This is a genomic window from Streptomyces sp. NBC_01210 (assembly GCF_036010325.1).
GTDB lineage: Bacteria > Actinomycetota > Actinomycetes > Streptomycetales > Streptomycetaceae > Streptomyces.
The window spans coordinates 2,070,584-2,095,182 of the sequence record NZ_CP108549.1; the positions used below are offsets into that span (position 1 = coordinate 2,070,584).

The following is a 24,599-nucleotide window of genomic DNA, read 5'->3' on the forward strand; positions in this document are numbered from 1 at the left end:
TCAACCCTTCCACACCGGCTCGGCGAGGCCGAGGTGCGATCGCAGCGTCGAGCCGGTGTACTCCGCACGGAAGACCCCGCGCTCCTGGAGGAGCGGTACCACCTGGTCGACGAAGTCGTCGAGGCCGCCGGGGGTGAGATGGGGGACGAGGATGAAGCCGTCGGCCGCGTCCTTCGACACGAACTCCTCCAGCGCGGCGGCGACGCTCCTCGCGGTGCCGATGAAGGACTGCCGGCTGGTCGTCTCGATGACGGTCTGCCGTATGGACAGGCCCTTGGCCTCCGACAGCGCACGCCACTTGGCGGCGATCGCGAACGGGTCGCCGGCCTTGACCCGGCCCTGGACGAGCACCGAGTCAGGATCGGGATCGATGTCGGGGAGCGGCCCTTCGGGGTCGTACGAGGAGAGGTCGCGGCCCCAGACCAGCTCAAGGGCGAGGATCGCGTTCTGCGGCGAGATCTGCCGGCGGCGGATCTCCGCGGCCCGCTCCTGCGCCTCGGCGTCCGTGTCGCCGAGGACGAAGCTGACCCCGGGCATGATCTTGAGGTCGCCGGGCTCCCGTCCGTACGCGGCGAGCCGGGCCTTGACGTCGGCGTAGAAGGCGCGGCCCGCCTCCAGCGTGCCGTGCCTGGTGAAGATCACGTCCGCGGTGGATGCGGCGAACTCCCGGCCCTCGTCGGAGTCGCCCGCCTGGATGACCACGGGGTGGCCCTGCGGTGACCGGGGAACGGTGAACTCGCCCTCGATCGCGAAGTGTTGACCTGAGTGTGCGAAGGGACGGGGCGTCCCGTCAGGCGTCCAGGAGTCCCAGAGCGTACGGGCGACGGAGACGAACTCGGCGGCGCGGGTGTAGCGGTCGGCCCGGTCGAGATAGCCGCCGCGGCGGAAGTTCTCCCCGGTGAAGGCGTCGGAGGAGGTGACAACGTTCCAGGCGGCCCGGCCGCCGCTGAGATGGTCCAGGGAGGCGAGTCGGCGAGCCAGTTCGTACGGCTCGTTGAAGGTGGCGTTGACGGTGGCTGCGAGGCCGAGCCGTTCGGTGACGGCCGCCAGGGCATTGAGCACCGTGAGGGACTCGGGTCGGCCGACCACGTCCAGATCGTGGATCTCGCCCTTGTGCTCGCGCAGCCGCAGCCCCTCGGCGAGGAAGAAGAAATCGAAGAGTCCACGCTCGGCGGTGCGGGCGAGATGCTCGAAGGAGGAGAAGTCGATCTGGCTCTTCGAGCGCGGGTCGGCCCAGACGGTGGTGCTGTTGACGCCCGGGAAGTGGGCGGCGAGATGCATCTGTTTGCGTTCGGCGGTCATGAGGTTCCCCCCGAGAGGGCGTACTGGTTGGCCGGGCGGGCGAGACCGAGATGCTCACGGAGCGTGCCGCCCGGATAGAACGTGCGGAACAGGCTGCGGTGCTGGAGCAGCGCGACCGTGCCGTTGACGATCCGCTCCAGGTCCCGGTGGGGTGCGATGGGCGCCAGATGGAAGCCGTCCACCGCCGCCGCCGCGTGCCACTGGGTGATCAGCTCGGCGAGGTCGACTGGGCCGCCGCTGTAGTGCGGACCGCCGGCGAGTCGAGGGTCACTGTCCAGTCCGGGCTCGCTCTCGCCCAGGTCGACGACGAGCGAGACCAGGACGCGCAGCGTGTCCGGGTCACGGCCCTGCGCCTCGGCGCGCCGGCGTATGTCGTCGCGGAGCGCGGCGGCCTGCTCGGGTGCGTCCGCCCGTACGAGAACGACGTCGGCGTGCCGGGCGGCCGCGTCCCGGCCCGGCTCCCCCGTGCCGTCCGCGACCGTGACGGGACGGCCCTGCGGCGGCCTCGGCACGATCGAGGGGCCGCGCACACTGAACGTGCCGCCTTGGAAGTCGACACGGTGGAGCTTGTCGCGGTCGATGAAGCGCCCTGTCGATATATCGCGGATCTCCGCGTCGTCCTCCCAGCTGTCCCACAGCCGGGCGGCGACATCGGCGACCTCGCCGGCCTCCCGCCACAGCGCGTCGCCGGGCGTGGCCGGACGACGGCCGAAGAGCCGGGCCTCGGCCTCGGTGGTCGACACATCGACCTGCCAGCCCGCGCGGCCGCGGCTCACCCAGTCGAGGGTGGCCACGGCCGTGGACACATGGAAGGGCTCGGTGTGCGTGGTGGTCACGGTCGGTACGAGACCGATCCGTTCGGTGGTGGGCGCGACCCTCGACAGCACCGCGAGGGCGTCGAGCCCCGGCCGGGCGAAGGAGTCGCCGAGGGTGACGAAGTCGAGGGCGCCCTGCTCGGCGAGCCGGGCGAGCCCGGCGTAGTACTCGGCGTCGTACCGGGCCGGGCCGTCGAGGGCGACGGCCAGATGGAGGGGCCTGGTGGGGGACATGGCGATGAATGCCTCTCTGGAGCCGGCGCTGGTCACTTCTTGGTCTTGGGCAGACCCGGCGGATTGATCTCCGACTTAGCGACGGCCTCGCCCGAGAGGCCCCAGCGCTTCAGGACCTTGGCGTACGACCCGTCCTCGATGATGCGGTCGATGGCCGCGGCGTACGCCGCGGCCAGACCGCTGTCCTTCTTCGTGGTGGCCGCGATCTTGCCCTGGACCTGCGAGCCGCCTCCCGACAGGGTGCCGATGATCTGGGTCTGTCCGGCCGAGGCCACGTGGTACGCCGCCGACGGGTTCGGCCCGAGATGGGCGTCGATGCGGCCCGACTGGAGGGCGAGGTAGTAGTCGGTGTCCTTCTGGAAGTACTTGATGTCGACGGGCTTGAGGCCTGCCTTGACGTTCTGCTCGCTCCAGTCGACGAGGATCCTCTCCTGGTTGGTGCCGGAGGAGACGGAGATGGTCTTCCCTGCCACGTCCTTCGGCCCCTTCACCCGCCAGCCGGTGCCCTTCTTCGCCTCGAAGGCCAGGTTGTCGAGCCGGTAGGTCGCGAAGTCGTACTTCTCCTTGCGCTCCTCGGTGACGGTGACGTTGGAGAGGACCCCGTCGAACTTGGAGCTGTCCAGGCCGACGAAGAGGTTCTCCCAGGAGACCTCTTCGAACTGCGGCTTCAGGCCGAGGGTGTCGACGATCAGAGTGGCGATGTCGATCTCGGCGCCGATCCGCGTCTTGTCGTCGGTCGCGTAGAAGCCGAGCGGTGGCGAGGCATCGGCGCTGGCGCCGATGCGTAGCGTGCCGCGCTTGCGGATCGCGGCGGGCACCTTGGCGGCGATGGCGTCGACCTGCTTGCCGCGGATGCGGTGCTGGTCGGGCGAGATATTGATACCCGTGCCCTGCTGGCCCTTGGGCTTCACCACGTCGGTCGCCGCGTCGCTGGTGCCTCCGCAGGCGGTGAGCAGACCGGAGGCGGCGATCGCGGCGACGGCGGCGGAGAAAGTGCGGCGGGTGTTCACGTGGAAACTCCTTGCAGACATGGGTGGTTCACAGGACCTTGGAAAGGAACGCGCGGGTGCGCTCGTGCTGGGGGTTGTCGAGTACGTCGGCGGGGGCGCCCTGCTCGACGATCCGGCCGTCGTCCATGAAGATCACGGTGTCGGCGACCTCACGGGCGAAGCCGATCTCGTGGGTGACGACGATCATCGTGGTGCCCTGGTGCGCCAAGTCCTTGATGACGTCGAGGACTTCACCGACCAGCTCGGGGTCGAGGGCGGACGTCGGCTCGTCGAAGAGCAGCAGTTTCGGCTCCAGGGCCAGCGCGCGGGCGATGGCGACGCGCTGCTGCTGCCCGCCGGAGAGCTGCTTGGGGTAGGCGGACGCCTTGTCCTCGAGTCCCACCCTGGCGAGGAGCTTCTCCGCGGTCGCGATGGCTTCCTTGCGGGGCCGTTTCAGCGCGGAGACCGGTGCCTCGATGATGTTGTCGACCACGGTGAGGTGCGGGAAGAGGTTGAAGTTCTGGAAGACGAAGCCGATCTGGGTGCGCTGCTTGAGTACCTCGCGCTCGCGCAGCTCGTACAGCTTGTCGCCGGAGCGCCGGTAGCCGACGAGCGAGCCGTCGACGCTGATCCAGCCGCTGTCCACCTTCTCCAGATGGTTAATGGTGCGCAGCAGCGTGGACTTGCCCGAGCCCGAGGGCCCGAGTACGACGGCGACCTCCCCCGTGCGCACTTCGAGATCGACTCCGCGCAGCACCTCCAGCGCGCCGAAGCTCTTGTGCACGGACCGTACGTCGACCATCGCGCTCATCGCGTGGCCCCCTTTGCGAAGTGGCGTTCCACGTAGTGCTGGAGGACGGAGAGCACGGTGGTCAGGAGGATGTACCAGGCGGTGGCGACCATCAGCAGCGGGACGACCCGGCCGTTGCGTCCGTAGATGACCTGGACCTGGTAGAAGAGCTCGCCGATCGCCATGACGGAGACGATCGAGGTGCCCTTGAAGAGGGAGATGATCTCGTTGGCGGCGTTGGGGAGGATCGAGCGCATCGCCTGGGGCAGCACGATGCGGCGCAGCTGGCGCAGCCTGGGAATGCCGAGCGCGGCCGCCGCCTCCAGCTGACCGCTGTCCACGGCCAGTACGCCGCCGCGGACGATCTCCGCCGCGTACGCCGCCTGGTGCAGGGCGAGTCCGAGGACGGCCGCGCTCATCGCGCCGACCAGACCCATCGTGTCGAAGGAGAGGAAGCCCGGTCCGAAGGGGATGCCGAACTGCAGCTCCTTGTAGAGGTAGGCGAGGTTGAACCAGAACAGCAGCTGCACGATGAGCGGGATGGAGCGGAACGCCCAGATGTAGGTGAAGGCCACCGACTTGAGGAAGGGGCTCGCCGACAGCCGCATGAAGGCGAGGACGATGCCGAGGGCGAAGCCGATCGCCGTGCCGTAGAAGGTGAGCTGGAGCGTGATCCAGACGGCCTTGAGGATCACTTCGGCCGTGAAGAACTCCGCGAAAACCTCCCACTCCCAGCCGGGGTTGGTGGCCAGCCCGTGCAGAAACTGCACAAGCAGGATCGCGGTGGCGGCGACGGCCGCCCAGCGCCAGGGGTGGCGCACGGGCACCACCTTCAGCGCACCGTAGTCCTCGGGTTCCGCGACCGTGGGTGGTGGCGCTTTGTCGACAGGTGGATCGCTGGTCAGCGACATGGGGTCCTCACGTTCGTACGTACGAGACAGGGGGTGGTTCTCAGGGCGATCAGTCGCTCAGGCGCTCAGGCGCTCAGGCGCTCGCGACAGGCGAGATCACGAAGCAGGGCGAGCGCGGTACGCGCGGTGGCGTCGTTCTGCCGGAACGCCGCGCCGCCCGTCCGCGGCCGGGTGAAGGCCCCGCCCGCCCGCGCGGTGGTGTGCGGGCCGAGCGCGAAGCGGCGTGGATGCGGCCGGCCGCCTCGCTCCAGCACCCGGCCGTCCTCGGGGTCCACCGACAGAAGACCGGTGGGGGTCGCGTCGGCACCGTCCGCGTACAGGGAGCGCAGCAGCGGGCTGCGGGTGCGTTCCAGCGAGGGCTCGGGCAGCCGGGCCTCGACCAGCGCCCGCGCCTCGATCCACTCCCCGGGCACGCCGGCGCCGCCTGCCCGGAAGACCGCCCGTTCCTCGTCGGCCTCGACGGTGATGCCCGCGCCGAGGAAGCGGACGACACCGGCGCGGGAGAGCGCGAGGAGCTGGCGCAGCCGGGGCCCGGGCGGGCCGGAGGCGAGATAGCTGAAGAAGCCGTGCCATCGGCCGCCGATGTCGCCGAGGCGGATCAGCTGCCCGTAGACGGAGAGCAGTCCGAGGAAGACCGCGAGGTCTTCGCTGTGGGCGCGGTCGTGGCGGCGTTCGAGGTCTGCGGTGATGTAGCTGCGCAGTCCGTCCTGGAGTGCGTCGTACGAGCCGAAGCGCAGCCCGTCCAGCGGATGGTCGAGCGCCTCGAGGTCGAGGCGGTCGCCGGGGTCGGGGACGGAGGCGGCGACCAGGGTGTGCAGTTCGGGGCTGCCCGGTGCGGCAGCGGCGTACTTCTCCTCGAAGTCGGGCCAGTTGACCGAGGTTCGCTCGGGGTGGGCGGCGAAAAGACGGTGGTAGTGGGCGAAGCCCAGCTCTTTGTCGATCAGCGGCCACAGGTCGCGCTGATAGTCGACGGGGCCGGGCCGGCTCAGCAGCGCGTCCACCTCGGCGGGACCGAAGAAGCGTGGCAGCGGCGGCCGTTCACCTTCCCAGCCGTAGCCGATCTTGGAGTGGTACGGCACACCTCGCCGTGATCCGACGTACAGGACGGGCTCCTGGCCCGATGGCAGGTACTCGCCGTTCGCGTACCGTCCGCCACGGCCCTCGGTGAGCAGCACCATCAGATCGACAAAGGCGAGCCCGAAGCCGCGGACGATGACCGGCTCGCCCGCAGGGAGGCCTTCGAGATCGCTGTCGGCGGTGAAGTCCGGCGGCAGGTGGAGCAGCCCGCGGCGGCGCGCGAAGTCCGCCAACTGCTTCTGTTCGCCGTCGAGTTCGGCGTCGAGATGGCCCAGGGTGAGCACCACGAGATCGGCGATGAGCGGCTGTCTGCGCCCTTCGAGCCAGACCCGCTGGCGGCCTTCACGCGGACCGCTGACGCGCAGCGCCCGCGCCCGGTGCTCGTGCACGGCGACGGCCGGCGGCAGGGCGGCCACCGCCTCCTCGTACACCCAGCGCAGATACGCGCCCTGCTGCTGTCTGCTGGGAAAGGTCTGGCCGTCGAGACCTGCCCACTCCGCGAGCGTGGGGCCCGGCAGTACGGGCCCGTCCAGCGTCACCGTGTCGTCGGTGAACATGGTGACGTCCTCGGCCATCGAGTTCATCCACAGGAGCGGGGACTGCTCATGCCGCCAGATCCGGCCGCCGCCCGGCGGATGCGGGTCCACCAGATGGATGTCCAGTGGAAGACCGGCGTACAGCTCAGGGGCGTTGGCGGCCAGCCGCTCCAGGAAACCGGTCCCCCGCGGACCGGCTCCGATCACGACGATGGACGTCATCGCGCACCTGCCGTGCCGCGCGCGTAGTACTTCTCGACATAGTGCTGACCGACGCTGAGGAGTGAGGTCACCACGACGTACCAGAGGGTGGCGACGAGCAGCAGCGGTACGACCTGGTAGGTGCGGTGGTAGACGAGCTGCACCGAGTGGAGCAGGTCCTGCACGGCGATCACGCTGACGATCGAGGTGCCTTTGAGGGTGCCGATGAGCATGTTCCCGGCCGGCGGCACGATGGAGCGCATCGCCTGCGGCAGAACGATCCGGCGCAGTCGGCGCCGGCGTCCGAGGCCGAGCGATTCGGCGGCCTCGATCTGTCCGCGTTCGACGGACAGGATGCCGCCGCGTACCACTTCGGCGGCGTACGCGGCCTCATGGAGGGTGAGCCCGATGATCGCGATGGTGACCGGGCCGAGCAGATTGACCGTCCTGACGCCGAGGATCTGCGGGTAGAGCGCACCGATGTTGAACCAGAACAGCAGCTGCACCAGGATCGGCGTCGAGCGCAGCAGCCAGATGTATCCCCAACTGACGTTGCGGAGCACGGGATTGGCGGACAGCCGCATCACGGCGAGCAGCGTGCCGAGCGCGAAGCCCAGCACCATGACGACACCGGTCAGCCAGAGAGTGAGACCGAGGCCGCGCAGTACGGACGTCGAGGTGAAGTAGTCGCCGACCACGTCCCACTGGAAGGCCTCATTGCGTACGACGGAACTGACGGCGCCCGCGAGCAGCAGCAGGACGACAACTGCGGCCGCCCACTGGCCGGTTCGGCGTACGGGCACGATGCGCGGCTGCACGGTGTCGGTCTTGGAGGGCGGAGCCGCGGGTGATTCGGGGAGGGTGTCTGTAGGCACAGCCATGCGAAGGCTCCGTGGATGCAGAGATCGAACACGGGAATGCCTTCACCAGAAACACAACGCGGACCGAGCCCCTCAGCACGATCCGTTTCTGAGACTAGGGGGTGCGCACGGCCCGATGTCAAGCCTGTCCGTACTGTGAGCCGTCTGTCTCAGGACAGTTGACGCAGAAACGGATGCCTGTTCCACTTGGGCCATGCATTCGCAGCAGTGGCTGGTCACGCGCTCCCACATCGACTTCGGTCGCGTGTGGTCCTCTTCCTGTTGAGCTGACCCCGCTGCCTTTCTCGCGCCTTCGCGCCGTTTTCCTGCATTTCTCGCATGTCGCGCCTTCACTCGCATAACACCGCGTATCACTCCCCCTCGCCACACCCTGGTTCCTTCTGCCTGCTCGAAGAAGGGCACACATGACCTTCACCCCGAGCCGTGGTTCCGCGCTGTCCGTACGCCGGACCACGGTCGACGACCCGCTCGCCCGTCCGCTCCTCGAGGAACTGGCGCACGAGTACATCAGCCGGTACGGCTCCGCCTTCGATCTGGAGCGCTACCCGTCCGAGGAGTTCGCTCCGCCGGGCGGTGCGTTTCTGCTGCTCCTGGAGCAGGGCCGGCCGGTGGCCGGTGGCGCCTACCGCCGCTACGACACCACCACGGCCGAACTCAAGAGGATCTGGACGCACTCCGCGCACCGCCGCCGCGGCCTGGCCCGGCGCGTGCTGCGCGTACTCGAACGGGAGGCAGCCGAGCACGGCTACTCCCGGATCCATCTGACCACCGGTCCGCGCCAGCCCGAGGCCAAGGGCCTCTATCTGGCCGCCGGATACCGCCCGCTCTTCGATCTGTCCGCAGATCCGGAGTCGATCGGCCCGCTGCCGTTCGAGAAGCACCTGGAGACCCCCGCATCATGAGCAGGAAACGCCACGCCGCCGTCTTCGCGCTGATCACCGCCGCCGCGCTCACAGTCACCGCGTGCGGCTCGGGCGACCCGGCGACCGCCGGCGTCGGTGCCAAGCCAAGTGGCAGGCCCGGCCGGATCCCGACCGACGATGTGGTGTCGTCGGTGCCGAAGGACGAGGCGATCGCGAAGCTGCTGCCCGCGGACGTACGCAGCAGGGGCACCCTCACCATCGCCACCTCCGTCGGCAATCCGCCGGGCGCCGCCTACCTGGAGGACGGCAAGACCGTCGCGGGCCAGGACATCGACTTCGCGGAGGCCGCCGCCGAGGTGCTGGGGCTGAAGGTGAAGCGCGAGGTGGCGAGCTTCGAGGCGATCCTGCCGGCGCTGAGCAGCGGCAAGTACGACCTGGGCACCGGCAATTTCGGGGTGACGGACGAGCGACGCAGGACCATCGACTTCGTCACGTACATCAATGACGGCCAGGGCTTCGCCGCGCTCGAGAACAGCAGACTGACGAAGATCTCGGACTTCACCGATCTCTGCGGTCTGAATGTCGCGACCGGCGCGGGCACCACGTTCGAGGCGTCCCTGGAGAAGAACAAGGGCCGCTGCTCCGAGGCGGGCAAGAAGCCGTACAAGGTCCAGACGTACGGCGAGTCGGGCGCGATCTGGATCTCGCTGCAGCAGGGCCGCAGCGATGTGGTGATGAGCACCATCAACGGGCTGCGCTACGCCGTCACCCAGCAGCAGGGCACCAAGTTCCTCAATGAGTTCAAGCGGCTCGACGTCGGCTTCGCCTTCAAGAAGGGCACACCGCTGGCGCCCGCCTTCCAGGCCGCGGTGAACAAGCTCAAGACGGACGGGACGTACGACCGGATCCTGAAGAAGTGGGGCACCACGGAGTCGGCGATCGAGAAGTCGCAGATCTCGCCGCCGGAGCTGAAGTGATCCGACGGCGGAACCGAAGTGATCCGACGGTCCGTCAGCAGCCGTCGCAGGGGCAGCAGCAGTCGCAGCCGGAACAATCGCAGTTGGAACAGTCGCAGTCGCGGCAGCAGCCCTCGCGCTTCTTGCGGGACCAGGGGCCCTCGTACTCCTTGGCACAGCAGATCTGGCAGGTGCAGAACAGCCCGGTGAAGACCGCGCAGCCGGCCAGGAAGCCGCGCTTCTTGGGCTTCGGCGGTTCACCGCCGAACTGCGGAGGCAGCCCACCGGGGCCGCCGGGCCCGCCGGGCCCGCCGGGCACTCCCGGGTTGCCGCCGCCGTAGGGGTTGTTCGAGCCGTAAGGGCCGTAGCCGCCGCCCTGGTACGGATTTCCGTGCTGGGGCGGCTGTGGCGCGCCGTACCCCTGGTGCGAGCAGGTCGTCGTGCGGAACGCACGGTTCACCGAGGTACGCAGCTCGTGGGCGAGCAGCACATGCACCAGCCTGTCGTCGGCGAAGCGTGCGTCGCGCAGTGCGAGGCGCACTCCGTGCACCGCGTCGTCGGCGAGCCGGCGTGCCTCGGCCAGCGAGGTGCCGGTCGCGGTCAGCGGGTTCCAGGCACCCGACGCTGCGTCAGCTTCCCTGTCCTCCACGGCATCCAGCAGATGTGCCAGCCGTCCGAAGAGCTTGCCGGCCTCGGCGAGCGGCGCCACGTTCTCCGGCCTTCCGGCAAGTACGGCGGTGTGTGCGAAGGCTGCCGCGGTCGCCGTCTCGGTCGGTTCGGTGACGGTCAGCAGCGGGGTGCCAGGACCGGCCAGGGACTCGATCCCGGTCTGCCGGTCGATGGCGTCGAGCAGCACCGCCGTGTCGAAGCCGAGCTCGGCGCCGGTGCGTGCCCCGGCCCGGTCCCAGCCCGCGGCGACCCGGCGCGCCGCGGCGGCCACCGGCTTGCGGGCCAACACCCCGTCCCGGTCGGCCACGTGGTCCCGTACCTTCGCCGACGCCAGCACCAGCGACACGGCCGCCGCCAGGCGCGCGCCCTCGCCCCGGGCGACGGGCGCGGTACGCATGGCGCGCAGCGGGCAGGGGCCCGCGATGCGCCGTTCGGCGGGGGTGCGTTCGGCCTGAGCCTCCGTCAGAACCGAGACGATCAGGCCGTCGTAGTTGGTGACGACCCTGGCGAACTGGCCGTGGTCGGAGCGAAGTGCCAGGCAGAGCCCGCAGAGATGGGCCATCCACTCGGCCTTGAGGCCGTCCGTGAGCCGGTGAGTGCATGGTCTGACGATTCCGAACACGACGGTCCCCCGAGAGTCGTTCAACAGTGCGGGAGGCATCGTATCGAGCCACCCGTTCACCCGTACGCTCCACCATCACCCATCCGGCCCGACTTTCATATTTTGAGTCCGCCACGGCCCGTACGCACGACGAATCTTGACGAATCGCCATATCTTCTGCACCAGTACCGTCACGAATCACCTGCGCGGCGACTATCTACTTGGCGCGCGATCCGCACTATGGACGACCATAGGGATGCGGAACGATACAAGACCGCAGTGAGCGGACTGGAGCGGAAGGAGGCGTCATGGGTTCGGTGCGCAAGGCGAGCGCCTGGCTGGGACTCGTCGAGGACAGTGACGAGCGTTACTACGACGACGAGTACGCCGAGGGCGCGGAGACGGGCGAAGCGTGGGTCACCGACCCCCGGGTGCGCGTGGCTTCCGAGTCCGCCCAGGAGCAGGGCCGCCGGATCGCGACGGTCTCCCCGGACAGCTTCCGGGACGCCCGTGCCATCGGCGAGCTGTTCCGGGACGGCGTCCCGGTCATCGTGAACCTGACGTCCATGGAGCCCAGCGACGCAAAGCGGGTGGTGGACTTCGCCGCGGGACTGACCTTCGGCCTGCGCGGCTCGATCGAGCGCGTCGCCACCCGGGTCTTCCTGCTGAGCCCCGCCGACACCCAGGTGGTCAGCGGGGAGGCCGCAGGCCGTTCCACTCAGGACGGTTTCTTCAACCAGAGCTGAGCAAGGTGCTCGCCGGCTCGCGAGCCTGTCCGGCGTTCGAGGACGACAGTCCGCCGGCCTACCGGAAGGCGTCCAGGCCGGTGAGTGCCTTGCCCAGCACCAGCTGGTGCATCTCGACGGTGCCCTCGTAGGTGAGCACCGACTCGAGGTTTGTCGCATGACGCATCACGGGGTACTCCAGCGAAATCCCGTTCGCACCGAGGATGGTGCGCGAGGTGCGGCAGATCTCGATCGCCTCCCGCACATTGTTGAGCTTCCCGAAGCTGACCTGTTCGGGGCGGAGCTTCCCGGCGTCCATGCGGCGGCCCAGATGGTGCGCGAGCAGGATCCCCTTGTGCAGTTCGACGGCCATGTCGGCGAGCTTGGCCTGGGTGAGCTGGAAGCCGCCGATCGGCCTGCCGAACTGCTCGCGAGTCTTCGCGTACTCAACAGCCGCCTCGAAGCTGGACCGCGCGGCGCCCATCGAGCCCCAGACGATGCCGTAGCGCGCGTGCGACAGACAGCTCAGCGGACCCTTCAGACCGGTGACTTCCGGCAGTACGGCGTCGGCCGGCAACCGCACCTCGTCGAGGACGAGTTCGCTGGTGACGCTCGCGCGCAGGGACCACTTGTGCTTGATCTCGGGCGCGGAGAAGCCTGCGGCGTCGGTCGGTACGACGAACCCGCGAATGCCTTCGTCGGTCTGCGCCCACACCACAGCGACGCCGGCCACCGAGCCATTGGTGATCCACATCTTGCGGCCGGTGAGCACCCAGTCGCCGCCGTCGCGCTTGGCGAAGGTGCGCATACCGGCCGGGTCGGAGCCGTGGTCGGGCTCGGTCAGGCCGAAGCAGCCGATGATCTCGCCGGCTGCCATGCCGGGCAGCCACCGCTGCTTCTGCTCCTCGGAGCCGAAGCGGTGGATCGCGTACATGGCGAGCGAGCCCTGTACGGAGACGAGGGAGCGGATGCCGGAGTCGGCGGCCTCGAGCTCCAGGCAGGCCAGTCCGTACTGGACGGCGGTGGCGCCCGCGCAGCCGTATCCCTTCAGCGACATGCCGAGCGCGCCGATCGAGCCGAGCTCGCGGGCCAGTTCGCGGACGGCGGGGAGCTCTCCGCTCTCGTACCAGTCGGCGATGTACGGCAGGACGCGGTCGGCGGCCCAGGCGCGGACCGTGTCGCGGATCGCCAGGTCCTCGGGGTCGAGCAGATCGTCGAGACCGAGGGGGTCGCCGGCGTCGAAGGGCGGCAGCTTCGAGGGTGCGGACATGACGTGGCCTCCGGTGGCGCTCACACAGCGGTTCACAGAAAAGTTCACGGAGAAACGGGGAAACGGAGAAGGTGACGGACAGGATCACCGAAAACTAGCAGTGTTAGTTACGGCACGGGCTGACGTTACGGCTCAGCGTGCCGTGCGTCCAGACCCGGTTGCCTCGGCGGGCCGGCGGCTTGCCGGCAGCGAGACTTCCGGGCGCCTGGGCTTCGGGCACTTCTCGACCGTCGCGCACTCCATCACCCGTGGCAGCCGCAGCGCGGCGAGCGCGCCGAGCATCAGCAGGCCCGCGCTGACCAGGAGCGTGACATGGAGGCCGTTGACGAAGGAGTGACGGGCGGTGGTGCGCAGCAACTCTCCGGAGGCACCTCCCAGCCGGTCCGCCACCTGGTAGGCCTCGCCCAGCGAGTGGGCCGCGGCGGAGCTCGCCGAGCCGGGGACGCCCGTGAGGTTGACGAGCGATGGCGCGTAGGCCGCGTTCATGACGCTGCCGAGCAGGGCTATCCCCATGCCCGCACCGAGTTGGTAGGAGGTCTCGCCGATCGCGGCCGCGCCGCCCGCCTGGTCCGGCGGAGCCTCGCTGAGCATCGACTCGTACGCGGCGAACAGCGTGGTCTGCAGCCCGAAGCCGAGGAATACGAAGCCCGTGGTGAGCAGCCACGGCCGGTCGTGCTGTCCCATCAGGGTCAGCAGCAGCACCGCGGCGGCGGTCAGGACGAAGCCCCAGCCGACCATCCGGCGCGGGCCGATCCGGTGCAGCGTGTGCGAGCCGGTGGCGCCGGCAGCCATCGCGGCGAAGGTCAGCGGCAGCAGCCGCAGACCGGTCTCCAGCGGGCTGAGCCCGAGGATCAGCTGCAGATACTGGACGGCGATCAGCTCCAGGCCGACCAGCGCCAGCATGGCGAGCACGATGCAGCCGACGGAGGTGGAGAAGGCGACCCTGGCGAACATCCGCATATCGATCAGCGGGTGCTCACGGCGCTTCTGCCGCCGTACGAACAGGGCGAGCAGCACACCGCCGAGCAGCAGCGGGCCGACCGTTCTGACGTCGAGGACCGTATCGCCGGCGCCCAGCCGCTTCACGCCGAGGACCGCGCCGAGCACTCCGCCTGCCGCCATCAGCGCGCCGAGCACGTCCCAGGGTCCGTCGGCGCCGCCCCTGGACTCGGGGAGCAGCCAGCGGCCTATCGGCAGGATCAGTGCCATCAGCGGAATGTTGATCAGGAAGACCGAGCCCCACCAGAAGTGCTCGACGAGAAAGCCGCCGAGTACGGGTCCGGTGGCGGCGCCGACCGCGGCGACCGCGGTCCACATGCCGATCGCCATCGCCCGCTCCCGCCGGTCCGGGAAGACCGCGCGGAGGATCGAGAGCGTCGCGGGCATGATCATCGCGCCGCCGACGCCGAGCAGGGCGCGCGCCCCGATCAGCACCTCGGGGTTGGTGGCGAGGGCGGCGACCGCGGAGGCGGCGCCGAAGATTCCGTAGCCGATCAGCAGGACACGGCGGCAGCCGACCCGGTCACCGAGAGTGCCGAAGAGGATCAGCAGCGCGGCACAGATGAGGGGGTACGCGTCCACGATCCACAGCAGCTCGACGCCGCTGGGGCGGAGGTCCTCGGTGACGGCGGGGACGGCGACATGCAGCACGGTCGCGTCGAGGGCGACCAGCAGAAGACTGATACAGAGGACGACAAGGACGACCCAGCGGTTGGCACCGCCGCCGACGGCACGCAGCCGTGCTCCGGCCGTGGTCGTCCCGGACATGTACACGTACCTCCCATGAGTCCCTCGCGCTCGGTGGGCCAGCCGGGGACGGTATTGAGTGGTGTCCCACAGGGCGGCCCGGCATCGACGGGCGAGTGAGCCGTCAGCGTACGCGAGTTCAGTCGTGTGGCGCGTGGTCCATCTCTCACCCCGAAGCCCACTCGCGTGTGGCGTACGCCACTCCGCAACCCTCTGGACGCCGCGCGGACGCCCTGTCGACGCCCTGACCAGGGCCTCACCGGACCCGATCCTGTGCGGCTCCGAATGGGGGGAAAATTCCGTACGGGCAAGCGGTGAACTATTTCTGATGCACAGAAAGAGCACTCCCGAGAGGGCCGCCGAGGAAATGGGACGTGAGGTCACCGGGATTTCCGTATTGGCCCGGAATAAAGCCGGAGCTGAGACATACTCCACATCACATCGTCATCACAAACACGCCGGATCGACCTAGGCCGACACTCACTCGCTGTAACGTCGATTGGGTGCGTACCGACATCTTTGCCCGGCTGGACCGGGAGCCGGAACCGCCGAAGATAGAGATCCCGCGGATGAGCCGCACCCGTCTCGCCCTCTTCGGCGGGACGTTGGTGTTCTATCTCGCCATCGTCGTGGCCGTGCTTGCCCCGACCTGGCTGGTGATCATCGACTGGAAGGTCATGCTCTTCCGGCCCTATCAGCAGTGGCCGGAGCTGCACGCCTTTCTCGACTACTTCGTGGTGCTCGGCCAGCGCGGGCCTACGGCCGTGATGGTGGCGGCCTGGCTGGGCTGGCGCTCCTGGCGCCAGCACACCCTGCGCCCCCTGCTCGCGCTCGGCGCCTCGCTGCTGCTGCTCAACGCGACGGTTGGCGCCGTCAAGATCGGTCTCGGCCGCCTCGGCCCCCACTACGCGACGCAGATCGGTTCCGCCGAACTCTTCGCCGGCGGCGATATATTTCCCTCCGGGCATACCGCGAACGCGGTCGTGACCTGGGGAATCCTGGCGTATCTGGCCACCACTCCGCGAGCCAGACGCTATCTGTCGGCGGTCTCGGCGGTGGTCTCCCTCGGTGTCGGCCTCACGACCGTCTATCTCGGTACGCACTGGCTGAGCGATGTGCTGCTCGGCTGGGCAGCCGGACTGCTGATTCTGCTCGCCCTGCCCTGGTGCGAGCCGCTGATCGGCCGTGCGGAGGCCTGGATCCTCTCGCTGCGCGAGCAGTGGCGTGCGCGCCGTCGGCTCGCTCCTTCGCTGCCGGTCGCGGCCGGTGGTCCGAGGCCCTCGATGTTCCCGCAGCGCGGGGCCGGGCAGGACGAGGGTCAGAGCCGCGAGCCGGTGGCCGCAGGCGGCGGCACCCGGCCGCCGTCCAGCTCGAGGACGACGACGCAGCTCACGCAGCCGCGGTCGCACGCGGTGCGCTCCGAGCGGATGCCGATCACTCCGTCCGGCAGCCGCCGTCCGCCGACCTCACGGCCGGCCACGGGCGGCTGACGGGCAACGGAGCACGCTCCGTTGCCCGTACGACGAAGGCCCCGACCGTCCTGGTCGGGGCCTTCGTCGTACCCGGATGTCAGCTGGGTCAGCCTGGCCAGCAGCGGATGACGGTGCCGCCCTCCACCTCGAAGTTGAGCCGGCCCATCAGGTACTCCATGGTGATGATCGCGCCCGGCGGCAGCGCTCTGACGGTGGTCCAGCCGCGCTCGCGGGCCAGTTGCTCGGCGTCCTCGGCGGCGAGTCCGACATACGCCTCGGCGGCATCGTCGGGCTGTGCGGGAGGAGTCGGTGTGGGAACCATGCCACCCACCGTAGGCGGCGGCGGACGGTGACGGAAGCCGGGCCGCTTACGCATCAGCAGTCCCACGTACCTCACCGGTCACGCTTCTGTCACAGGATCACGACACGCGTTTAACTCGAACGCCATCACTCGAACGAGCAGTTCAGAGCGGCTTGCACGGTAATTCAGGAGCCCTTGGCTACCATGCTCAATTCCCGGCAGAAATACCCTCGGGCAAGTGACAGAGGGCGAATTGACGGGGCGTAGAGAATTCACCGGTTCCTTACGGAATCCACCGACACCTTCGTACCATCTCTCGGCCGAACGTCCACTCCCCCGCGTACGCACCCTGTTGGAGACGACCGACGGCGAGCATCATGTCTGGAGCCCGATACCGAATGACCGAAGCCCGAGCCGCGGACAGCCTGGGGGCAGCGATGGGTACGGAGACCGCCGAGGCCACAGCGGGGCCGGCCCGGGTACGGCGGCCGGGCACGGTGCTCGTGGACTGGTTGACCACCACCGACCACAAGAAGATCGGGCATCTCTACCTGATCACGTCGTTCCTCTTCTTCCTGATCGCCGGACTGATGGCCCTGATGATGCGGGCCGAGCTGGCCCGCCCGGGGCTGCAGCTGATGAGCAACAACCAGTTCAACCAGCTGTTCACGATGCACGGCACGATCATGCTGCTGCTCTTCGCCACTCCGGCCTTCGCCGGCTTCGCCAACGAGATCATGCCGCTGCAGATCGGCTCGCCCGACGTGGCCTTCCCCCGGCTGAACATGCTCTCGTACTGGCTGTATCTCTTCGGCGCGCTGATCGTGCTCGGCTCCCTGCTGAGCCCGAGCGGCCCGGCGAACTTCGGCTGGTTCGCCTACGCTCCGCTCAACTCCCTGGAGCGCTCGCCGGGCATCGGCGCCGACATGTGGATCATGGGTCTCGCGCTCGCGGGCTTCGGCACGATCCTCGGCGCGGTCAACTTCATCACCACCATCGTCGGGATGCGCGCGCCCGGCCTGACGATGTTCCGGCTGCCGATCTTCACCTGGAACGTACTCTTCACATCGATCCTGGTGCTGTTCGCCTTCCCCGTGCTCGCGGCGGCGCTGCTGGTGCTCGAGTCGGACCGGCGGCTCGGATCGATGGTGTTCCAGCCGCAGTTCGGCGGGGCGCTGCTGTGGCAGCACCTGTTCTGGTTCTTCGGCCATCCCGAGGTCTACATCATCGCGCTGCCCTTCTTCGGCATCGTCACCGAGATCATCCCGGTCTTCTCCCGGAAGCCGATCTTCGGTTACCTCACGCTCGTCGCCGCGACCATGGCCATCACCGGACTCTCGGTCGTGGTGTGGGCGCACCATATGTTCGCCACCGGAGCGGTGCTGCTGCCCTTCTTCTCGTTCATGTCCTTCCTGATCGCGATCCCGACCGGGGTGAAGTTCTTCAACTGGACGGGGACGATGCTCAGGGGCTCACTGTCGTTCGAGACACCGATGCTGTGGGCCATCGGTTTCCTGGTCTCGTTCCTCTTCGGCGGACTGACCGGCGTCATCCTGGCCTCGCCCCCGATGGACTTCCATGTCACCGACTCGTACTTCGTGGTGGCGCACTTCCACTACGTCGTCTTCGGCACCGTCGTCTTCGCGACCTTCGGCGGCTTCTTCTTCTGGTGGCCCAAATTCACCGGAAAGATGCTCGACGAACGGCTCGGCAAGATCCAGTTCTGGACGCTGTTCATCGGCTTCCACACCACCTTCCTGGTCCAGCACTGGCTGGGCGCGGAGGGCATGCCGCGGCGGTACGCGGACTATCTTGCGGCCGACGGCTTCACGGTCCTCAACACCGTCTCGACCATCGGCTCGTTCCTGCTCGGCATCTCGACGCTGCCGTTCCTCTACAACGTCTGGAAGACGGCCAAGTACGGGAAGAAGGTCGAGGTGGACGACCCATGGGGATTCGGGCGTTCGCTGGAGTGGGCGACCTCGTGCCCACCGCCGCGCCACAACTTCGTGACCATCCCGCGCATCCGCTCCGAGTCGCCCGCCTTCGATCTGCACCATCCCGAGTTCGCGGCACTGGAGCAGCTGGTGGAAGAGCAGGAGGCCATCAACCGAGGGCCCGGGACAGCCGGTCCCGCACCGTCCTGATGTGCTCGGTCAGCTCCTGCGGCTCGATCACCTCGAAGTCCACGCCCATCAGCATCACATGGATGACCAGCACATCCAGGCTCGCGGCTCCGGTGCGCAGCAGACAGCTGCTGTCGTCGACCGCCTCGAGCACCCCGTCGGACGGGCCGATGGTCCGGGCGGCCAGCTCGGCGGACGTATGGAGCCGGATGACCGCCTGTGCCGCGTAGGCGCGGGTGGAGACGCCACGGGAGACATACGCGGCGAGATCCTCGGCCGGCGGAGTACGAGGGGCGAAGCGCGGGCCGTGCGGCGGCTTCGGCGTGATGCGGTCGGCCCGGAACGTACGCCAGTCGGCGCGCTCCAGGTCCCAGGCGACGAGATACCAGCGCCGCTCGGTGCAGACGAGGCGGTGCGGTTCGACGCTGCGGCGAGTGGCGGAGCCGCTGTGGTCGAGGTAGTCGAAACGCAGTCGCTCGCTGTCCCGGCAGGCGTTGGCCAGCTCGGTCAGCACACTCGCGTCGACGGTGGAGCCGTGCGGGCTGCGCAGCATCGGCACGGTAAAGGCGTTGAGCGCGCCGACCCGGCGGCGCAGCCGGGTGGGCAGCACCTGCTCCAGCTTGGCCAGGGCGCGTACGGACGTTTCGCCGATGCCCTCGATGCCGTTTCCGGCGGCGGTACGCAGACCGACCGCGACGGCCACCGCCTCCTCGTCGTCGAGCAGCAGCGGCGGCAGCTCGGCCCCCGCGCCGAGCTGATAGCCGCCGCCCGTGCCGGGGCTGGCGTTGACCGGGTAGCCGAGCTCGCGCAGCCGGTCGACATCGCGCCGTACGGTGCGCGGCGTGACACCGAGCCGGTCGGCCAGATCGGAGCCGGACCATTCGCGGTGGGCCTGCAGCAATGAGAGCAGGCGCAGCAGTCTTGCCGAGGTCTCCAACATGGCTGCGAGTCTGCCAGCCCTTGAGGACAGCAACTGTCCTCAAAGATGCGCAGGGCGACTTCAGCCCGCTGCGGTGAGACGTACGCTGAGGTCGTTGTCGGCCGTGTAGCAGGCGGCTGCGTGGCAGGTGTCCGTGGTCACCTTGGGGTACACGAAGATGGCCCTCTTGTCCCAGATGTCGTCGAGGATGCGGGAGATCCGCACCCCGGCCGCGTCCCCGGCGGGGCGCAGCCACAGCTCCCACAACTGCTCCTTGCCGACGGGCTCTTCGGCCATCGGCCCGCACGGCAGAGTGAAGGCGAAGGTGCTGCCTTCGCCGGTCACCGGCACTTCGTGGACCCGGTCGCCGGAGCGGAGCCTGGCCTCGGCCACGGCTCCCTCGCCCAACTCGGCCCCGTACAGCCGGCCCTCCACCGTCACCGCGCCCCGCTCGCGCGCGAGGCCGATGTCGCCCGCCTCGGCGTGCGGCGCGCGCACCCAGCAGCGCACCGCGAGCTTGCCGTCCGCCGTCGGGTACGGGACGCGCACGTCGATCCGGCCGGCCTCGGGGGCGCGGTCGACGAGCGCCCGCAGATCCCGTATGCCCGGCTCGATGGCGTCCCCGTCGGCGGTGCGGACATCCCAGCGGCCCTCGGCCAGTTCGACCGTGCTGGGCAGTACGGCGCGCGAAGTGCCGTCCCCCGAAGGGGTCAGCGGCAGCCGCACCTCGTCCGTCGCGTCCTTGCCGTGGCGCTTCAGCACGAGCACCGCGTCCGGCGAGCCGGCACCGGCCAGGTCGAAGGTGATACCGCAGGCCGCGTCCGCGACGCAGTCCGCCCGTGGCGTCCGCCGCTCGGTGGCCGAGGTGGTGGACGTGGTCATGAGGTCTTCTTCCTTTTCCGGATCGCGTCGGCGGCCAGATAGCGCAGGGAGTAGACCGCGTCGTACACCGCGCCCCGGCCGCGGTGCAGCGCGTCGCGCGGCGCGCTGCGCGAACGGCCGCTCCTGGCGCGTGCGACCAGCTCGGTGAAGAGGGCCTCATGGCGCTCCGCGATCCTCGCCGGGTCGAAGCGGGCGGATGCGGTGAGCGCCGCCCGGCCTGTGCGCCGGCGCAGTTCGTCGTCGTTGATCAGCTCGAGCAGTGCGTCGGCGATCGCGTCCACGTCGCCGACCGGCACCAGCCGGCCGTCGACACCGTCCTCGATGATCTCGCCGGGCCCGTGCGGGCAGTCGGTGGAGACGACGGGGACGCCGCAGCGCATCGCCTCGACGATGGTCATGCCGAACGACTCCATGCTGGAGGTCACAGCGGCGATCGAACCCTTGACCCACTCCGGTTCGAGCGGATTGGCAGGCCCCATCAGGAAGACATGGTTGTGCAGCCCGCGCTCCTCGATGAGGGCGTGCAGGGCGCTCTTCTCGTTGCCCGTCGCGTCTCCGCTGCCGTAGATCCGCAGCCGCCAGTCGGGGCGGGCCGCGACCACCTTGGAGAAGGCCTTGACCAGCACGTCGTACCGCTTGACCTTGGTCAGCCGGCCTGCCGCGACGATCCATTTGCTGGAGGCGTCGGCCGGAGCGACGGTGGGCACGGGCACGCTGTTGGGGACGGAGTCGATGCGTACGCCGCGCAGCTTCAGCTGCGTGCGGTAGGACCCGGCGTCCGCCTCGGTGACAGTGGTGACAGCGTCGAGCAAGCGGTAGCGGTGGCCGATCTCGCGGCGGAGCCGGTAGCCGTGGCTGTCCAGCGTGAGGTGCTCCTGAGCGACACGGACCGGGCCGTTCCTGGTCTGGCGGGCGATATGGACATTGAGCCCGGGCCGGGTGCCGATCACGACATCGGCCCGGAGGGATCCCAAGTGGGCGGCGATCCGGGCGTCGGTGAGGCGGCTGTACTGCTTGTGCCGGCCGTCGCCGCGCGGGAAGACCTTCGCCGGGCGCTTGTAGTCCGGGTGGTTGCCGTCGTAGTCGGGGCTGTTTCTGCGCAGATCGACCAGGTGCTTCATGGTGACGCCGGCGGGGGCGCCGAGGGTGGGCTCGTCACGGTGACGGAAGACGGAGACGATCTCGACGTCGTGCTGCTGAGCCAGGGCATGGGCCAGGTTGAACGCCGTCCGGATCGTCCCGCCGATGCCATACGCGTTGTGGAGCAGGAAAGAGATGTGCATACGCTGCCGCGTCCCCCTGGTCTTGGTTTCGGCACGAGTGGACTTTACTTGGCTCCTAAGGCCGGTAGTGGAGCTGGGGCACGGTGAAGCAGCTGGCGTTCATCTCTCCATTCTGGGTGACCTGGCCCCTTGTCATCCTGTCGGCGGGCGAAGGACGGACAGGTGCGGCGGCATTGGGGGGCTCGGCCAGTACCGGGATGGTCCGAGGCCGGCGCCCGACCGCACGGAAATTCGGGAGGGCGAAGTCGTTCTCTTCGCTGACGACGCGGTAGCCCTCAGCCTTCAGGCCCTGCGGGATGAGACGGGCGGAGAGCCCGCCGAGCCGCCGATGCCGATGCCGATGCTGGAATGACCAGCATCGTGTCTGCCTTGAGCCGGTCCGGAGAGCTCCCGATCAGCTTCTTGTTAGCCGTGTAGAGGGCCTGCCAGCCACCCGTGATCCGGTAGCGCGTGGCGATCGCGAAGAGTGTGTCGCCCGGCTCGACCGTATGGACCCGGCCGCTGAGCCCGTATTTCCTGGAGCAGGCGGGCCAGGCGCCCCAGCCCTGCATACGCAGCACCTCCTGCGCCACCTCGATCTGCTCCTCACGGGTGGCGAGGTCGGCGCGCGGCGCGTACACGAGTCCGCCGTACTTCACCCAGGTGGACTGCCAGAACTGCAGCCCGCCGTAGTAGCCGTTGCCTGTGTTGATGTGCCAGTTTCCGCCGCCCTCGCACTCGGCGAGGCAGCTCCAGGGCCAGCCACTGGCGGCACAGTCGGGCGGCCCGGCGTCTGCGCCGATACCGGGACTGCCGATACCGGGGCTGCCGGGGGCGGGCGGCGGCGGAAGGCGGGGCGCGGCGTACGCACCGCGCAACGGGACGAGCGCCAGCAGCAGGGCCACCAGCGCCGCGGGCAAAAAGCTGATCTTCGGCATCGGGTCACGCTAGGCAGCGCGGCACGGCAAGAGCAGGTGCCGCGCGCGACGGCAGGCAGCCCCACCCGGTCGGACCCGGGCGGGGCTGCCGAAGGACGCCTCAGAGAGCGAGCTTCTGCCCGGGCACGATGAGGTTCGGATCACCGCCGATGACGGTCTTGTTGGCGGCGTACAGGACGCGCCAGTCCGCGCCGTGCGCGGCGGCGATCCCGCTCAGGGTGTCGCCGCGGCGGACGGTGTAGTCGCCGCCGCGGGCGCTGCCGCGGCCGGTGTGGTTCGATGCCCGCTCCGGCGCCTTTGCCGGAGCCTCGGCCTGGACATTGGCCTTGGTCCTGACCTTGGCCTTGGTCTTGGCGTTGGTGTGGGCCTTGGGAGCGGCGGCCTCGGATGCCGCCGGTGCAGTGCCGTACGCGTCGGCCCGCGCCGCGCAGGTGGGCCATGCGCCCCAGCCCTGCGCCCGCTGGACCTTCGCGGCGACGGCGATCTGCTGCCCCTTGCTCGCCTTGTCGGCGGTGGACGCGTACGCCCCGCCACCGTAGGCGCGCCAGGTGCCGGCGGAGAACTGCAGCCCGCCGTAGTAGCCGTTGCCTGTGTTGATGTGCCAGTTTCCGCCGCTCTCGCACGATGCGATGCGGTCCCATACTCCGTTGTCCGCCGCCCGGGCCTCGCCCGTGGAGGCGAGCAGTGCCAGCGGTGCCACCAGTGCGGCACCCACGAGCGCTGCTGTGTCACGCCTGCGTATGGAACGGGAACTCGTGAACATCAAATCCCTCTCGAAGGACCCGGGGTCCCTCGGGGCGGTGCGGACTTCGGCGCATCCGGCGCCCTTGTCCGCTCCGCCTCACCCGCCTGAGGTGGTCGTGCTGTGCTGCTTCTGTGCCGTACTGGCTGTACGGCCCGGCGGGTTGTCCCGGGCGGTGCTCTCTGCACACGGCGGAGGAATCTAGAGAGGTCAACCCTCTGGTATCAACCAATCCCTTGTCATTCCAGGCCAGTTGCCTGTTACTCGCAGTACTGACGATTTCCGGCCACCCACTTGATTCGCTGATTTCATGATTTGTCGACCTGCCGGTGAACTGATCTGTGACTCGGTTCACCGCGCCAACTTCCATGCACCCAGCAGCTGTTGACATGGAGTAACCAATTCCGGCCGTCACATCACCGCTTGCGTTGGATGGTGCGATTCCGTTCCTTCTCGCGCGTGACTCCGGCCACAGATCACCCGTTGAGCTCATGACGAGCCGGGAACCGCCCGGCGCCCGCATCAAGTCCGCTCAAGTTCGAGGAGCCACCCGTGCCGCGCATGCTCGACGTCAGCGAGGACGTACGCGCCGAGATCGGCGACGAAGAGGCCGACCGGCTGCTCGCCGGCAGGAACAGCCCGGGCAGCTACGACTGCACCTCCTGCCGCACTCCGGGCGACTCCGAGCAGGAACGCACCAGCACGGTGCTGTTCGTCGGCGACGAGACCGCCGTTCTCGCCTTCGCCCACGCCTCCTGCATCCCCTCACAGGTCGTCCAGGTCGCCGAGGACCAACTGCTGGGCGCGGTACGGTCCATCACCGGCGAGGAGCAGCAGATCCCCGGCGCCGGTCCCAAACAGGCCGTCCTCGGCATCACCAGCGGACTGGTACTGATCGAGGGCGAACTGCACCCGGCCCTGGTCGTCGAACCGACCGCGCCCATCGCCCGCCCCGGCACGACCGGCAGCGGCGGCGACGACTTCCTCCCGCTCCTCATCGAACAGGGCTTCCTGCCAATCGCCGACGTGAACCAGCGGCCCAATCAACTGCCCGGCTGGTCCGTCCTGGTCGCCATGGGCCAGCTGCACGCCGTGCTCCAGCCCGGCACCGGCGGCGGCAGCCCGGTCGCCTGGTGGCAGGCCCATCAGCCGCTGCAGGTCACGGACGGCTGGCGCGCGGCCGCCAACAAGTCGCACACGGTCCTGGTCTTCGCCGCGCCGGTGGGCTCCATCGGCCAGCAGCCCCGCGAGGACCTGCTGCGTGCGGCGCTGGAGAAGGCGGCGGCCGGCGGCCGGCTGGTCGCCGCGGCCATGCCGCTCGCGGGCACCTGAGCGGGCACCAGGCACCTGAGGAACGACTGACGGAGCGCGCGACATACGCCGGGAGTACG

22 protein-coding genes are annotated in these 24,599 nt (G+C 69.2%); 6 read left to right on the forward strand and 16 right to left on the reverse strand.

Translation table 11 applies throughout. From position 1 onward, the window contains the following. The 7 genes from OG735_RS09350 to OG735_RS09380 form a co-directional block, all read right to left on the reverse strand. Entirely contained in the window at positions 1 to 1,302 is a 1,302-nt protein-coding gene (locus OG735_RS09350) for an NtaA/DmoA family FMN-dependent monooxygenase (RefSeq protein ID WP_442812399.1), read from the reverse strand. Then, positions 1,299 to 2,351, reverse strand: coding sequence for an LLM class flavin-dependent oxidoreductase (locus OG735_RS09355; protein ID WP_327322666.1), 1,053 nt, complete (start codon positions 2,349 to 2,351; stop codon positions 1,299 to 1,301). The genes OG735_RS09350 and OG735_RS09355 overlap by 4 nt, the downstream gene beginning before the upstream one ends. A gap of 32 nt (positions 2,352 to 2,383) precedes the next feature. Next, positions 2,384 to 3,361, reverse strand: a complete 978-nt coding sequence (locus tag OG735_RS09360) for an ABC transporter substrate-binding protein (RefSeq protein WP_327322667.1) — start codon at positions 3,359 to 3,361, stop codon at positions 2,384 to 2,386. A 28-nt stretch (positions 3,362 to 3,389) separates the two neighbouring features. After that, positions 3,390 to 4,151 (reverse strand): amino acid ABC transporter ATP-binding protein, encoded by a 762-nt coding sequence (locus OG735_RS09365; protein ID WP_327322668.1) that lies wholly within the window; start codon positions 4,149 to 4,151, stop codon positions 3,390 to 3,392. Next, positions 4,148 to 5,041, reverse strand: a complete 894-nt coding sequence (locus tag OG735_RS09370; RefSeq protein ID WP_327322669.1) for an amino acid ABC transporter permease — start codon at positions 5,039 to 5,041, stop codon at positions 4,148 to 4,150. Before OG735_RS09370 ends, OG735_RS09365 begins: the two co-directional genes overlap by 4 nt. 65 nt (positions 5,042 to 5,106) lie before the next feature. Then, entirely contained in the window at positions 5,107 to 6,876 is a 1,770-nt protein-coding gene (locus tag OG735_RS09375) for an FAD/NAD(P)-binding protein (protein WP_327322670.1), read from the reverse strand. Further along, positions 6,873 to 7,736, reverse strand: a complete 864-nt coding sequence (locus OG735_RS09380) for an amino acid ABC transporter permease (protein ID WP_327322671.1) — start codon at positions 7,734 to 7,736, stop codon at positions 6,873 to 6,875. Before OG735_RS09380 ends, OG735_RS09375 begins: the two co-directional genes overlap by 4 nt. A 404-nt stretch (positions 7,737 to 8,140) precedes the next feature. Between OG735_RS09380 and OG735_RS09385 the strand changes: the two genes are divergently transcribed. Continuing rightward, positions 8,141 to 8,638, forward strand: coding sequence for a GNAT family N-acetyltransferase (locus OG735_RS09385; protein WP_327322672.1), 498 nt, complete (start codon positions 8,141 to 8,143; stop codon positions 8,636 to 8,638). Continuing rightward, positions 8,635 to 9,576, forward strand: a complete 942-nt coding sequence (locus OG735_RS09390; RefSeq protein WP_327322673.1) for an ABC transporter substrate-binding protein — start codon at positions 8,635 to 8,637, stop codon at positions 9,574 to 9,576. Before OG735_RS09385 ends, OG735_RS09390 begins: the two co-directional genes overlap by 4 nt. A 34-nt stretch (positions 9,577 to 9,610) precedes the next feature. Here the strand turns inward: OG735_RS09390 and OG735_RS09395 are convergent, their stop codons facing one another. After that, entirely contained in the window at positions 9,611 to 10,846 is a 1,236-nt protein-coding gene (locus OG735_RS09395) for a DUF5685 family protein (RefSeq protein ID WP_327322674.1), read from the reverse strand. A 287-nt stretch (positions 10,847 to 11,133) separates the two neighbouring features. On the opposite strand from OG735_RS09395, the gene OG735_RS09400 reads away from it, so the two are divergent. Next, on the forward strand, positions 11,134 to 11,571 hold the full coding sequence (locus OG735_RS09400) for a cell division protein SepF (protein ID WP_327322675.1): 438 nt from the start codon (positions 11,134 to 11,136) through the stop codon (positions 11,569 to 11,571). A gap of 58 nt (positions 11,572 to 11,629) precedes the next feature. Here OG735_RS09400 and OG735_RS09405 read toward each other — a convergent pair whose 3' ends face one another. Then, a complete protein-coding gene (locus tag OG735_RS09405) occupies positions 11,630 to 12,820 on the reverse strand; it encodes an acyl-CoA dehydrogenase family protein (RefSeq protein WP_327322676.1) in 1,191 nt (396 codons plus the stop codon). Between the two features lie 132 nt (positions 12,821 to 12,952). Further along, complete coding sequence (locus OG735_RS09410; protein WP_327322677.1) at positions 12,953 to 14,587, reverse strand: MFS transporter; 1,635 nt, start codon at positions 14,585 to 14,587, stop codon at positions 12,953 to 12,955. Between the two features lie 482 nt (positions 14,588 to 15,069). Here OG735_RS09410 and OG735_RS09415 point away from each other — a divergent pair, with 482 nt between their 5' ends. Then, positions 15,070 to 16,056, forward strand: a complete 987-nt coding sequence (locus tag OG735_RS09415) for a phosphatase PAP2 family protein (protein WP_327322678.1) — start codon at positions 15,070 to 15,072, stop codon at positions 16,054 to 16,056. Between the two features lie 88 nt (positions 16,057 to 16,144). Here the strand turns inward: OG735_RS09415 and OG735_RS09420 are convergent, their stop codons facing one another. Next, complete coding sequence (locus tag OG735_RS09420) at positions 16,145 to 16,360, reverse strand: I78 family peptidase inhibitor (protein ID WP_327322679.1); 216 nt, start codon at positions 16,358 to 16,360, stop codon at positions 16,145 to 16,147. A gap of 416 nt (positions 16,361 to 16,776) precedes the next feature. Between OG735_RS09420 and ctaD the strand changes: the two genes are divergently transcribed. Beyond that, complete coding sequence (gene ctaD / locus OG735_RS09425) at positions 16,777 to 18,486, forward strand: aa3-type cytochrome oxidase subunit I (RefSeq protein WP_327328255.1); 1,710 nt, start codon at positions 16,777 to 16,779, stop codon at positions 18,484 to 18,486. On the opposite strand, the gene OG735_RS09430 is transcribed toward ctaD, so the two are convergent. The 5 genes from OG735_RS09430 to OG735_RS09450 all read right to left on the reverse strand — a co-directional run bounded on the left by OG735_RS09430 (position 18,446) and on the right by OG735_RS09450 (position 23,229). Continuing rightward, positions 18,446 to 19,405 (reverse strand): helix-turn-helix transcriptional regulator, encoded by a 960-nt coding sequence (locus tag OG735_RS09430; RefSeq protein ID WP_327322680.1) that lies wholly within the window; start codon positions 19,403 to 19,405, stop codon positions 18,446 to 18,448. The genes ctaD and OG735_RS09430 overlap by 41 nt on opposite strands. Positions 19,406 to 19,465: 60 nt before the next feature. After that, the gene (locus OG735_RS09435; RefSeq protein WP_327322681.1) at positions 19,466 to 20,266 is read right to left on the reverse strand and encodes a hypothetical protein; all 801 of its coding nucleotides are present in this window, start codon (positions 20,264 to 20,266) and stop codon (positions 19,466 to 19,468) included. Then, entirely contained in the window at positions 20,263 to 21,549 is a 1,287-nt protein-coding gene (locus OG735_RS09440) for a glycosyltransferase family 4 protein (protein ID WP_327322682.1), read from the reverse strand. The genes OG735_RS09435 and OG735_RS09440 overlap by 4 nt, the downstream gene beginning before the upstream one ends. 275 nt (positions 21,550 to 21,824) lie before the next feature. Continuing rightward, the gene (locus OG735_RS09445; protein WP_327322683.1) at positions 21,825 to 22,466 is read right to left on the reverse strand and encodes a LysM peptidoglycan-binding domain-containing protein; all 642 of its coding nucleotides are present in this window, start codon (positions 22,464 to 22,466) and stop codon (positions 21,825 to 21,827) included. Between the two features lie 100 nt (positions 22,467 to 22,566). Beyond that, a complete protein-coding gene (locus tag OG735_RS09450) occupies positions 22,567 to 23,229 on the reverse strand; it encodes a transglycosylase family protein (protein ID WP_327322684.1) in 663 nt (220 codons plus the stop codon). 531 nt (positions 23,230 to 23,760) lie between these two features. Here OG735_RS09450 and OG735_RS09455 point away from each other — a divergent pair. Beyond that, complete coding sequence (locus OG735_RS09455) at positions 23,761 to 24,540, forward strand: hypothetical protein (RefSeq protein ID WP_327322685.1); 780 nt, start codon at positions 23,761 to 23,763, stop codon at positions 24,538 to 24,540. Positions 24,541 to 24,599: the final 59 nt, after the last annotated feature.